The 12,617-nt window shown below is 66.0% G+C and carries 11 protein-coding genes; all 11 read left to right on the top strand.

What is annotated here, in order from left to right:
- Nucleotides 1–72 precede the first annotated feature (72 nt).
- The 11 genes from EJI00_RS01980 (at nucleotide 73) to trpA (ending at nucleotide 12,581) form a co-directional block, all read left to right on the top strand.
- A complete protein-coding gene (locus EJI00_RS01980; RefSeq protein WP_126745778.1) occupies nucleotides 73–213 on the top strand; it encodes an entericidin A/B family lipoprotein in 141 nt (46 codons plus the stop codon).
- A gap of 245 nt (nucleotides 214–458) precedes the next feature.
- Complete coding sequence (locus tag EJI00_RS01975; RefSeq protein WP_126745777.1) at nucleotides 459–1,412, top strand: LysR family transcriptional regulator; 954 nt, start codon at nucleotides 459–461, stop codon at nucleotides 1,410–1,412.
- Between the two features lie 43 nt (nucleotides 1,413–1,455).
- Nucleotides 1,456–2,877, top strand: coding sequence for a 3-isopropylmalate dehydratase large subunit (gene leuC / locus EJI00_RS01970; RefSeq protein ID WP_126745776.1), 1,422 nt, complete (start codon nucleotides 1,456–1,458; stop codon nucleotides 2,875–2,877).
- Between the two features lie 18 nt (nucleotides 2,878–2,895).
- Entirely contained in the window at nucleotides 2,896–3,546 is a 651-nt protein-coding gene (gene leuD, locus EJI00_RS01965) for a 3-isopropylmalate dehydratase small subunit (RefSeq protein WP_126745775.1), read from the top strand.
- A gap of 37 nt (nucleotides 3,547–3,583) precedes the next feature.
- The gene (gene leuB, locus EJI00_RS01960) at nucleotides 3,584–4,672 is read left to right on the top strand and encodes a 3-isopropylmalate dehydrogenase (RefSeq protein WP_126745774.1); all 1,089 of its coding nucleotides are present in this window, start codon (nucleotides 3,584–3,586) and stop codon (nucleotides 4,670–4,672) included.
- 89 nt (nucleotides 4,673–4,761) lie between these two features.
- Entirely contained in the window at nucleotides 4,762–5,904 is a 1,143-nt protein-coding gene (gene asd, locus EJI00_RS01955) for an aspartate-semialdehyde dehydrogenase (RefSeq protein ID WP_126745773.1), read from the top strand.
- A 261-nt stretch (nucleotides 5,905–6,165) separates the two neighbouring features.
- The gene (locus EJI00_RS01950; RefSeq protein WP_409513998.1) at nucleotides 6,166–8,865 is read left to right on the top strand and encodes a FimV/HubP family polar landmark protein; all 2,700 of its coding nucleotides are present in this window, start codon (nucleotides 6,166–6,168) and stop codon (nucleotides 8,863–8,865) included.
- A gap of 30 nt (nucleotides 8,866–8,895) precedes the next feature.
- Complete coding sequence (gene truA / locus EJI00_RS01945; protein WP_126745771.1) at nucleotides 8,896–9,708, top strand: tRNA pseudouridine(38-40) synthase TruA; 813 nt, start codon at nucleotides 8,896–8,898, stop codon at nucleotides 9,706–9,708.
- Nucleotides 9,705–10,400 (top strand): phosphoribosylanthranilate isomerase, encoded by a 696-nt coding sequence (locus EJI00_RS01940; RefSeq protein ID WP_126745770.1) that lies wholly within the window; start codon nucleotides 9,705–9,707, stop codon nucleotides 10,398–10,400. The genes truA and EJI00_RS01940 overlap by 4 nt, the downstream gene beginning before the upstream one ends.
- Before the next feature lie 49 nt (nucleotides 10,401–10,449).
- Nucleotides 10,450–11,736 (top strand): tryptophan synthase subunit beta, encoded by a 1,287-nt coding sequence (trpB, locus tag EJI00_RS01935; protein ID WP_126745769.1) that lies wholly within the window; start codon nucleotides 10,450–10,452, stop codon nucleotides 11,734–11,736.
- Nucleotides 11,736–12,581 (top strand): tryptophan synthase subunit alpha, encoded by an 846-nt coding sequence (trpA, locus tag EJI00_RS01930; protein WP_126745768.1) that lies wholly within the window; start codon nucleotides 11,736–11,738, stop codon nucleotides 12,579–12,581. The genes trpB and trpA overlap by 1 nt, the downstream gene beginning before the upstream one ends.
- The last annotated feature ends 36 nt before the right edge of the window (nucleotides 12,582–12,617 follow it).

Raw genomic sequence — 12,617 nt, 5'->3', positions numbered from 1 at the left:
ACGGCCTCGGTACGTTGTGCATCGGAGGCCCGAGGTCGGGCCGCCTTTTTCAACGACTTCAGGAGATCCGTCATGAAGAAAATTGCCGCGCTGATTGCCGTCACCTTCGCTTTCGCCGTTCCGCTGTCCGGCTGCAACACCTTCCGGGGCGCAGGCCAGGACATTCAGAAGGGCGGCGAAAAAGTTGAAGACGCCGCCAAGAAGCGCCAGTAAGTAGGCACCGACCCCCGGGTCTTTCGAGACCTGCGTACCGCGCGCTGACGCACGCCCTGCTCCCTCGCCCGCAAGCGAGGAGCGGGGCGTTTTGCCATGTGCAGTGGGGAAATTCACCGCACCAAGGGCTGCAGGCCGGAGCTCCTCGCCTCAGGGCAACGAACCCATCGCAGATGACGATGGCAAGTTGGTCAAAACCCAGAGAAAATGGCGAACTCATCGCCAGACGCGATGTCCAGTACCCCATGAGCACTTCAGAACGCAACTTCGCCCGGCGCATCGACCTCACGTCGCTGCAGTTGTTCGTGGCCGTGTGCGAATTGGGCAGCATCGGGCGGGCCGCGGAACGCGAATTCATTGCCGCCTCGGCCATCAGCAAGCGGCTGTCCGACCTTGAAGCCACTCTGGGCACCACCCTTCTCTACCGCCACGCGCGCGGCGTCGATCTTTCGCCCGCGGGCGAAAGCCTGTTGCACCACGCGCGCTCGGTGCTCTACAGCCTCGAGAAGATGCAGGGCGAACTCAGCGAATACGCCGAGGGCGTGCGCGGGCATGTGCGGGTGCACGCCAACATCTCGGCCATCGTGCAGTTTCTTCCTGAAGACCTCGGTGCCTTCACGCGCGAGCACGACGCGATCAAGATCGACCTGGAAGAGCACCTGAGCAACGAAGTGGTGCGCGCGGTGCAGGAAGGCGCCGCCGACCTCGGTATTTGCCACATTCCAGACGGCACGAACGAATTGCAGACGCTGCCCTACCGCCACGACCGGCTCGTGCTGATCGTGCCCGCCGGGCATCCGCTTGCAACCCAAGGTTCGATCGATTTCACGGCTTCGCTCGATTTCGACCATGTGGGCCTGCACACCAACAGCTCGATCTACGTGGCCATGCACCAGGCCGCGGTTGAAGCGGGCCGCAACGTCAAGCTGCGCATCCACGTGACCGGGCTCGACGCCATGTGCCGCATGATCGACAACGGCCTGGGCATCGGCGTGATGCCGGAGCGTGCGTTCGAGCTGCTGCAGGCGGGCATCGGCAGCCGCCTGTGCAGCGTGGCGCTGAACGACGCCTGGTCGAACCGCGAAATCCGGCTGGTAGCACGCGACTTCTCGACCCTGCCGGTGGCCGCGCGCACGCTGGTCAACCACTTGCACACGCCGGCCGCCGCCCACGATCTGGCCGAGCCGATCACCGCATAGAAAACAAGACAATTCACTTCCCCACGAAAGACAAGAGAACGACATGGCACGCACGCTCTACGACAAGATCTGGGACGAACACGTCGTCCACACCGAGGAAGACGGCACCGCCATCCTCTACATCGACCGCCACCTGGTGCACGAAGTCACCAGCCCGCAGGCCTTCGAGGGGCTGCGGGAGGCCGGCCGCAAGCTGTGGCGCATCAGCTCGGTGGTGGCCACGGCCGACCACAACACGCCCACCACAGGCTGGGAGCGCGGCTACGAAGGCATTGCCGACCCGACCAGCAAGGAACAGGTCACCACGCTCGACAAGAACATCGCGGAATTCGGCGCCGCGGCGTTCTTTCCGTTCCTGAGCAAGCGCCAGGGCATCGTGCATGTGATCGGCCCCGAATCGGGCGCCACGCTGCCCGGCATGACCGTGGTCTGCGGCGACTCGCACACCTCGACGCACGGCGCGTTCGGCGCGCTGGCGCACGGCATCGGCACCAGCGAGGTGGAGCACGTGATGGCCACGCAGACGCTGCTTGGCAAGAAGGCGAAGAACATGCTGGTGAAGGTCGAAGGCAAGCTGCCGTTCGGCTGCACGGCCAAGGACATCGTGCTTGCGATCATCGGCAAGATCGGCACTGCCGGCGGCACGGGCTACACGATCGAATTCGCGGGCTCTGCGATTCGCGATCTGAGCATGGAAGGCCGCATGACGGTTTGCAACATGGCCATTGAGGCCGGCGCGCGCGCGGGGCTCGTCGCGGTCGACGAAAAGACCATCAGCTACATCAAGGGTCGCCCGCTTGCCCCCTCCGGCGTGGAATGGGACCAGGCCGTGGCCTACTGGCGCACGCTGCAGTCCGACCCCGATGCGAAGTTCGACGCCGTGGTCGAACTCGATGCAACGCAGATCCAGCCGCAGGTGACCTGGGGCACGTCGCCCGAAATGGTGGTCGACATCAACGGCCGCGTGCCCGATCCCGACAAGGAAAAGGACGCCAGCAAGCGCGGCGCCATCGAGCGCGCACTGGTCTACATGGGCCTGGAGCCCAACAAGGCGATGAACGACATTTTCATCGACAAGGTGTTCATCGGCTCGTGCACCAACAGCCGCATCGAGGACATGCGCGAAGCCGCGGCCGTGGTGAAGAAGCTCGGGCAGAAGGTTGCGAAAAACGTGAAGCTCGCCATCGTGGTTCCGGGCTCCGGCGTGGTGAAGGAACAGGCCGAACGCGAAGGCCTCGACGTGATCTTCAAGGCTGCGGGCTTCGAATGGCGCGAGCCCGGCTGTTCGATGTGCCTGGCCATGAATGCCGATCGCCTGGAACCCGGCGAGCGCTGCGCATCGACCAGCAACCGCAACTTCGAAGGCCGCCAGGGCGCCGGTGGCCGCACCCACCTGGTGAGCCCGGCCATGGCCGCCGCCGCTGCGGTGCACGGCCACTTCGTCGACGTGCGCACCTTCGCCTGAACAAGAAGAGAGATTCACATGCAGAAATTCACCGTGCACAAGGGCCTTGTCGCCCCCATGGACCGCGAGAACGTCGACACCGACGCCATCATTCCGAAGCAGTTCCTCAAGTCGATCAAGCGCACCGGCTTCGGCCAGAACCTGTTCGACGAGTGGCGCTATCTGGACGCGGGCTTTCCGGGCCAGGACCCGGCCAGCCGCAAGCCGAACCCCGACTTCGTGCTGAACCAGCCGCGCTACGCGGGCGCATCGATCCTTTTGGCGCGCAAGAACTTCGGCTGCGGTTCGTCGCGCGAACATGCGCCGTGGGCGCTCGACCAGTACGGCTTTCGCGCGATCATTGCGCCGAGCTATGCCGACATCTTCTTCAACAACAGCTTCAAGAACGGCCTGCTGCCGATCGTGCTGCCCGAAGCACAGGTGGCGCAGCTGTTCGACGAGACCCTTGCCTTCCCCGGCTACTCGCTGACCATCGACCTGGAGCGCCAGGTGGTCGTGAAGCCCGACGGCGGCGAGTTCGCGTTCGACGTGCAGGCCTTCCGCAAGTACTGCCTCATCAACGGGCTGGACGACATCGGCCTGACGCTGCGCCACAAGGACAAGATCAAGGCCTTCGAGGCCGAGCGGCTGGCGCAGAAGCCCTGGCTCGCGCACACGATGATCGCCTGAAGCTTCGCATCTCCAATATCAAACCTCAGACCAACTTATGAAAATCGCAGTTCTCCCGGGTGACGGCATCGGCACCGAAATCGTGGCCGAGGCCATCCGCGTGCTCGACGCGCTCGACCTCTCGTTCGAAATGGAAACTGCGCTGGTCGGCGGCGCGGCCTACGAGGCGCATGGCCATCCGCTCCCCGAATCGACGCTCAAGCTCGCGAAGGAAGCGGATGCGGTGCTGTTCGGCGCCGTCGGCGACTGGAAATACGACAAGCTCGACCGCCCGCTGCGTCCCGAGCAGGCGATTCTCGGCCTGCGCAAGAACCTCGGTCTGTTCGCCAATTTCCGCCCGGCCATCTGCTACGAGCAGTTGGTGGATGCATCGAGCCTGAAGCCCGAGCTCATCGCGGGCCTGGACATCCTCATCATTCGCGAGCTGACCGGAGACATCTACTTCGGCCAGCCGCGCGGCCGCCGCACCGCTGCGGACGGGCACTTTCCGGGCGCCGAAGAAGCGTTCGACACGATGCGCTATTCGCGCCCCGAGGTCGAGCGCATTGCCCGCGTGGCCTTCGAGGCGGCACGCAAGCGCAACAAGCGCGTGACCAGTGTCGACAAGGCCAACGTGCTCGAGACCTTCCAGTTCTGGAAGGACGTGGTGACCGAGGTGCACAAGGACTATCCGGACATCGAACTCGACCACATGTACGTCGACAACGCGGCCATGCAGCTGGTGAAGGCGCCCAAGAAATTCGACGTGATCGTCACCGGCAACATGTTCGGCGACATCCTCTCGGACGAGGCCGCCATGCTCACCGGCTCCATCGGCATGCTGCCCTCGGCCTCGCTCAATTCGAGCAACCAGGGCCTGTATGAGCCCAGCCACGGCAGTGCCCCCGACATTGCCGGCAAAGGGGTCGCCAATCCTTTGGCTACAATACTGTCCGCTGCCATGATGCTCCGCTTTTCACTCAACCAAGCCGAAGCTGCCGACCGTATCGAGTCGGCGGTCAAGCATGTGCTCGCCTCCGGGCTGCGCACGGGTGACATCTGGTCAGAAGGTACGAAGCGCGTCGGCACCCGTGAGATGGGCGACGCGGTTGTTGCAGCAATCACCAAAAAGACGATTACCGGCTAACCGCAGCCCGCTTCGTCACGCCCCTCCCCGGCTCGACGAGTCGGGGGCAAAAAAGACAATTTCTTTCTTTTTCACAAGGGCAAACTGAAATGGCGAACGCATCTCAACCTCTGGTCGGCCTTGTAGGCTGGCGCGGCATGGTCGGCTCGGTCCTGATGGACCGCATGCAGGCGGAAGGCGACTTCGGGCTCATCGAGCCGCTGTTCTTCTCGACTTCCAACGCCGGCGGCAAGGCTCCGGCCATGGCCAGGAACGAGACCGCGCTGAAGGATGCGAACGACATCGACGCACTGAAGAAGTGCGACATCATCATCACCTGCCAGGGCGGCGACTACACCAGCGAGGTGTTTCCCAAGCTGCGCGCCGCGGGCTGGAGCGGCCACTGGATCGACGCCGCTTCCACGCTGCGCATGAACAACGACGCGGTCATCGTGCTCGACCCCGTCAACCTGCCGGTCATTCAGAACGCGCTCGCCAACGGCGGCAAGAACTGGATCGGCGGCAACTGCACCGTGAGCTGCATGCTCATGGGCGTGGGCGCCCTCTACAAGGCCGGTCTGGTCGAGTGGATGACCAGCATGACCTACCAGGCTGCGTCGGGCGGCGGTGCGCAGCACATGCGCGAGCTGCTGACGCAGTTCGGCACCCTGAACGCCGAAGTGCGTGCCCTGCTGGACGACCCGAAGTCGGCCATTCTCGAAATCGACCGCAAGGTGCTGCACAAGCAGCAGAACCTCAGCGCGGCCGAAACAGCCAACTTCGGCGCGCCGCTCGGCGGCTCGCTGATTCCCTGGATCGACAAGGACCTGGGCGACGGCACCTCCAAGGAAGAATGGAAGGCCGGCGCGGAAACCAACAAGATTCTCGGCCAGGGCGCGGGCTTCGGTACCGCCGCAGTGCCGGTCGACGGCTTCTGCGTGCGCATCGGCGCGATGCGCTGCCACAGCCAGGCATTGACCTTCAAGCTCAAGAAGGACGTGCCGCTGGCAGACATCGAGGCCATGATCGCCGCCGACAACCCGTGGGCCAAGGTGGTGCCGAACACCCGCGAAGCCAGCCTCAAGGAACTGACGCCGGTGGCCGTCACGGGCACCATGGACATCCCGGTGGGTCGCATTCGCAAGCTTGCCATGGGCCCTGAATACGTCGGCGCTTTCACCATCGGCGACCAGTTGCTGTGGGGTGCGGCCGAACCGCTGCGCCGCATGCTGCGCATCTTGCTCGAGGCTTGATGGGGGCGCGCCGGCTCACCGCAAGCCCGAAATGTTGCTTAACAGCAACGGAAGATGTGTGCGTAAGTATGCGCGTACTGGGTAGAACAGGCGCAGCGCCTTGTCAGTACCCGGTGTTGGTGCTAACGTCCTCTTACAATTTCTGGGCCTGAGCCGCCCCCTATCAGCATGACAAGACATCTGTTGCCCGCGGCCCGCCCATCGGCCGCTCGCCCTTCCCTGCCTTTGAAAGGCCTCCGCCTTTCCGTTCTCGGTGCCGCCATGGCGGTCGCCTTGGGCGTTTCGAGCACCGATGCGAGCGCTTTTGCACTGGGCCAACTGAAGGTGCAATCGGCACTGGGCGAGCCCCTTCGCGCTGAAATCGACGTCACCGAGATGGCGGCCGCGGAAGCGGACAGCCTGAAGATCAACGTTGCCAGCGCCGACGCCTTCAAGAACGCGGGCGTCCCGTACAACGCGGCCTTGAGCGACGTGAAGGCGACGCTGCAGCGCCGGGCCGGCGGCCAGTACGTGGTGCGCCTGACGGGCACCCGTCCGCTCAACGACCCCTTCATCGACCTATTGCTCGAAGCCAACGGCTCGTCGGGCCGCATGGTGCGCGACTACACCGTGCTGCTCGACCCGCCGGTCACGCGCCAGGCAGCGCCAAGCGCGCCGATTTCGCCCTCCACGCCACAGGTCACCGCGCCTCCCGCGGAGCGTTCGGGCTCGGCTGCCGCTCGTGCACGCCGCGAACGCCCCCCTGTCGCTCCTGTCACGGTTCCGTCCGCAACCGCTCCGGCGCCTGCAACCGCGGCACCGCAAGCTCCCAGCGCCGCCGCGCCAACTCGCCCGGCAAGCGGCGGCGAACAAGTCACGGTGCAGCGCGGCGATACCGCCAGCAAGATCGCCAGGGCCCACAAGCCGGCCGACGTATCGCTCGACCAGATGCTGGTGGCGCTTTTGCTCGCCAACCCCGACGCGTTCATTGGCGGCAACGTCAATCGCATGAAGGCCGGCGCAGTGCTCGATTTGCCGGGCGCCGCCGAAGCCGGCGCCATTCCGCCCGCGGAAGCACGGCGCACCGTGACCGCGCAAAGCCGCGACTTCGGTGCCTACCGCCAGCGCCTGGCCGAGAACGCGCCCACCGCGAATGTGGCCGCCGCCGGCCGCAACGCCTCCGGCAAGGTGCAAGCCAATGTCGAAGATCGCAACGCCACGGCAAGCGCACCCGACAAGCTGACGATCTCGCAAGGCAGCGCGGCCGCTCGCGCCGCCGACGAGAAGGTTGCCCAAACCCGCCAGGCTCAGGAAAGCAACAACCGCGTTGCGGAGCTTTCCAAGAACATCAACGAACTGGCCAAGCTCAAGGCGGCCACCGGTTCCGCAGCAGGCTCGGCACCCGCGCCGGCTGCTCCTGGCATTCCGGTCCCCAACCCAGGCGTGGCGGCCACGGTTTCGCCGACGGCGGCCAGCCCTGCACCGGCTGCGCCTGCCACGGCGACGGCACCTGTGGCTCCTGCCGTGCCTGTTGCACCAGCCGCAACGCCTGCCGCGGCGCCCAGCGCGTCGGCACCGACAGAAGCTCCTGCACCCGCAGCGGTAACGCCGGCAACCGCTCCCGCCGCCGTTGCACCCGACGCTGCGGCATCGGCCGAAACGATGCCGGGCGCACCTGCGGCGGCAGCGAGTGCCGCAGCTCCGGCGCCGGCACCCAAGCCGGTGGTCAAGGCAGCCCCCCCGCCTCCTCCCGTCGAACGCAGCTTCTTCGACGAATTGATGGACAACCCGCTGATGCTGGCCGGTGCGGCACTGATCGCACTGCTGATCGGCTTCCTGCTCTACCGCGTGCTGGGCCGCCGGCGCGAGGAAATGAGCGAAAGCGTGTTCCTCGAAAGCCGCATCCCGAAAGACTCGTTCTTCGGCGCCAGCGGCGGAGAATCGGTCGACACCAAGCACCGCGGCGATTCCACCGTCTCGTCGCTGTCGTACTCGCCGAGCCAGCTCGACGCAGGCGATGTCGACCCCGTGGCCGAAGCCGACGTGTACCTTGCCTATGGCCGCGACCTGCAGGCCGAGGAAATCCTCCGCGAAGCCCTGCGCGTGAATCCGGACCGCACGGCCATTCACCTCAAGCTGCTCGAAATCCACGCCAAGCGCCGCGACGTCCGGGCCTATGAAGGCCTGGCGACCGAAGTGCACAAGCTCACCAACGGCACCGGTTCCGACTGGAACCGCGTGGTCGAAATGGGCAAGGATCTCGATCCGGGCAATCCGCTGTACGAATCGGGCACAGCCCGGGGCGGCGTGAGCCAAGCCGAAAGCGCCGCCTTTGCAGGCGCGCTTGCCACGGCCGCAAAACCCGCTGCGGCTTCCCCCGCCCCGGCGCTCGCCCCCGTTGCTGCTGTCGCGGCGCCCGCCTTCGTGCCATCGGTCGCACCGCTGGACTTCGACCTCGACCTGAGCCAACCCGCGGCACTCGCACCAAGCCCCGCTCCGGTGAGCGCCAGCCTGCCGAAGACCGCCTACGCACCCGCCGCAACCGCGCCCCTGTCCAACGGCCATGCGCATGCACCGGCGCCGGTCGACCTGGAAAACGACTTCGACACCGCGCCCGGCGCTCTGGCGCCGATCACCCGTCCTGCCGGGCTGAGCGAAACCGACGACAACACCCGTCCGGCGGCGCTGCGCAGCGGCAACAATCTTCCCGCCGATTCGGGTTTTATCGAGTTCGACATGAGCGCACTGGCCGGCCTTCCCGCCCGTCCAGTGGCCGGCACTGCCGAACCGAGCCGACCCGCCGCCGCCATGTCCGAAGACGACGGCGACGACAGCCCCCACGCGGTCAAGCTGTCGCTGGCGCGCGAGCTGCAGGCCATCGGCGACGTCGAAGGCGCCCGCTCGCTGGTCGAGGAAGTCGAAGCCGAAAGCGCCGGCGACCTCAAGTCGCAGGCAAAGCAACTGCTCGCAGAACTGCGCTGAGCGGCTGCTTTTCCCCCGTTTTCTGAATTTGTGAGGCTGGCGCTAGGCATCCGCTACAACGGCCAGGCGTACGAGGGCTGGCAAAGCCAGCGCTCGGGCCGCACGGTTCAGGACAAGCTGGAAGCCGCGCTCGGCAAATTCGCCGCACAGCCCATCGGCACGCTGTGCGCCGGCCGCACCGACGCCGGCGTGCATGCGCTGATGCAGGTGGTGCACTTCGACACCGACGTCGAGCGCGAACCCTTCTCCTGGATGCGCGGCACCAACCGCTACCTGCCCGACGACATTGCCGTGCAATGGGCGCACCCGGTGCCCGACGAGTTCCATTGCCGCGCCAGCGCCCTGGCTCGCCGCTACCTTTACGTGCTCTCGCAATCGCCCGTGCGGCCCAGTCTCGATTCGGGCCGGGTCGGCTGGTCGATGCACCCGCTCGACGGCGACGCCATGCGCGCGGCCGCCGCTCTTCTGGTGGGCAAGCACGACTTCAGCTCGTTTCGCGCCTCGGCCTGCCAGGCGCGCTCGCCGGTGAAGGACCTGCGGCGCATCGAGATCACGCGCCATGGCGCAGGCGACCGCTGCCGCTGGCACTTCGAGTTCGAGGCCGATGCCTTCCTGCACCACATGATCCGCAACCTGATGGGCTGCCTGGTGCGCATCGGGCGCGGCGACGAGCGGCCCGAATGGATTACGGAAGTGCTCGAGGCGCGCAGCCGCAAGGTGGCGGCGCCCACCTTCTCCGCCGACGGGCTGTACTTTCTTGGGCCTTTGTACGACGCCAAGTGGGGTCTGCCGGCCGAGGCCACGCTGCAGGCCGGCGGTGCTCCTTATGATGGGCCGCCATGACCTCGCCTCGCACCCGCATCAAGATCTGTGGCCTCACGCGTGAAGCCGACGTCGATGCCGCGGTCGACGCGGGCGCAGATGCGGTCGGCTTCGTGCTCTATCCCAAGAGCCCCCGCGCCGTAACGGCCGCTCGCGCCGCGGAACTGGCTTCGCGCCTCCCCCCTTTCGTCACGCCGGTGCTGCTGTTCGTGAACGAGGCTGCTCCTGAAGTCGCAGCGTCCCTCGCGCGCGTGAGAGGATCGATCGCGCAGTTTCATGGCGAGGAAACGCCGGAACAATGCGAAGAAGCCGCCGGCCAGGGCCGCTTTCGCTACATGCGCGCCGCGCGTATTCCGCTGGGGGCTGCCGGAGCGGGCTTCGACCTCGTAAAATACGCTTCCGATTACTCCCACGCCCAAGCCATCCTGCTCGACGCCCATGTCGAAGGTTATGGCGGTGGCGGCAAGGCATTCGATTGGTCACTTCTTCCACCCGCCGTCGACGCTCACCTCGTCTTGAGTGGTGGGCTCACACCTGCAAACGTGAGCGATGGCATTCGCATCCTGCGGACGCGCTGCAAGACGCTGTCCGTTGATGTGAGCTCGGGCGTCGAACTCGACGGCCCGGGAAACAAGGGCCTGAAGGACGCCGAAAAAATCCGGCAATTCGTCGCCGCCGTGAGAGCGGCGGACGCCTCGTCCTTCTCCAGTTAGCCGCCGCACCCGATCGTGATTTCGGGCTGCGGCCCAACGATCGAGAACCATGCAAAGCCAATTCCAGGACTACCAGCAACCCGACGCCACCGGCCATTTCGGCAACTACGGCGGCACCTTCGCAAGCGAAACGCTCACCCACGCGATCAACGAACTGCGTGATGCGTACGCCAGGTTCAAGGACGATCCGGCATTTCTGGCCGAATTCCACTACGAACTGAAGCACTTCGTCGGCCGGCCCTCCCCCATCTACCACGCGGCCCGCACGAGCCGTGAAATGGGCGGCGCGCAGATCTACCTGAAGCGCGAAGACCTCAACCACACCGGCGCGCACAAGATCAACAACGTGATCGGCCAGGCGATGCTCGCCCGCCGCATGGGCAAGCCGCGCGTCATCGCCGAAACCGGCGCAGGCCAGCATGGCGTGGCCACGGCCACCATCTGCGCGCGCTACGGGCTCGAATGCGTGGTCTACATGGGCAGCCAGGACGTGAAGCGCCAGAGCCCCAACGTCTACCGCATGAACCTGCTCGGCGCGACCGTGGTGCCGGTGGAATCAGGCAGCAAGACGCTGAAGGACGCGCTCAACGAAGCCATGCGCGACTGGGTGACGAACGTGGAAAACACCTTCTACATCATCGGCACCGTGGCCGGTCCGCACCCCTACCCGACGATGGTGCGAGACTTCCAGAGCGTGATCGGCACCGAATGCATCGAGCAGATGCCCGCCATGCTCGCGGCCGACGGAATTACCGGAGAGGCCGAGGGCAAGCAGCCCGACGTGGTGGTCGCCTGCGTGGGCGGCGGCAGCAATGCGATCGGCATCTTCCATCCCTACATTCCGTTTGCCGGCACCCGGCTCATCGGCGTCGAAGCGGCCGGCGAAGGCCTGGACAGCGGCAAGCATGCCGCGTCGATCCTGCGCGGCAGCCCGGGCGTGCTGCACGGCAACCGCACCTACCTGCTGCAGAACGAAGACGGCCAGATCACGGAAACCCACAGCATCAGCGCCGGACTCGACTACCCGGGCGTGGGGCCCGAGCATGCGCACCTGGCCGACATCGGCCGCGCGGAGTACGTGGGCATCACCGACACCGAAGCGCTCGAAGCCTTCCACTACCTGTGCCGCACCGAGGGCATCATTCCGGCCCTCGAATCGAGCCATGCCGTGGCCTATGCGATGAAGCTCGCCAAGACCATGCGGCCGGACCAGTCGATCCTGGTCAACCTCTCGGGGCGCGGCGACAAGGACATCGGCACCGTGGCCGACCTCTCGGGCGTCGACTTCTACGACCGGCCCTCGATGCGCGGCCTGAGCGTGAAGGGAGGCAAGTGATGAGCCGCATTGCCGCCACCTTCGACGCGCTGAAAAAAGACGGCCGCCGCGCGCTCATTCCTTACGTCACCGCCGGATTTCCCTTTGCCGACATCACGCCCGAGCTGATGCACGGCATGGTCGAGGCGGGCTCCGATGTGATCGAACTCGGCGTGCCGTTTTCCGACCCCATGGCCGACGGCCCGGTGATCCAGAAAGCCGGTGAGGCCGCGCTGGCGTTGGGCGTCGGCATGAAGCAGGTGCTTGCCATCGTGGCGGCCTTCCGCCAGAAGGACACGACCACGCCCGTGGTGCTGATGGGCTACGCCAATCCGGTCGAGCGCTATGACCTCGTGCATGGCAAGAAGGCCTTCATCCGCGATGCATCGGCCGCCGGCGTCGACGGCCTGCTGGTGGTCGACTACCCGCCCGAGGAATGCGAAGACTTCGCCGCGGAGCTCAAGGCCGCGAACATCGACCTGATCTTTCTGCTGGCGCCCACCAGCACCAACGAGCGCATGGCCCAGGTCGCGCGCATCGCGAGCGGCTATGTCTATTACGTCTCGCTCAAGGGCGTGACGGGCGCCGGCCACCTCGACACCGAGGCCGTCGGCCAGATGATTCCGCGCATCCGCGAGCATGTGAACATTCCCGTCGGCGTGGGCTTCGGCATTCGCGACGCGCGCACGGCCCAGGCCGTGGGCTCGGCCGCCGATGCGGTCGTGATCGGCACCAAGATCATTCAGTTGATCGACGGACAGCCGCGTGAAAAGGTCGTGCCGGCGGTGCGCGAATTTCTCGCCGGAATCCGCGAGGCGCTGGACGCCCTGCCCGCGTCTACCCCCAAGAACGCGGCTGGCAGATAATCGCCGCTGCCCTCACCCAGCCCCTTTTCCGCATTG

It is taken from the genome of Variovorax sp. DXTD-1, assembly GCF_003984625.1.
In the GTDB taxonomy this organism is placed as follows: Bacteria; Pseudomonadota; Gammaproteobacteria; order Burkholderiales; family Burkholderiaceae_C; genus Variovorax.
Note: the sequence above shows the minus strand (reverse complement) of the source record. Positions and strands in the feature narration are given on the sequence as shown.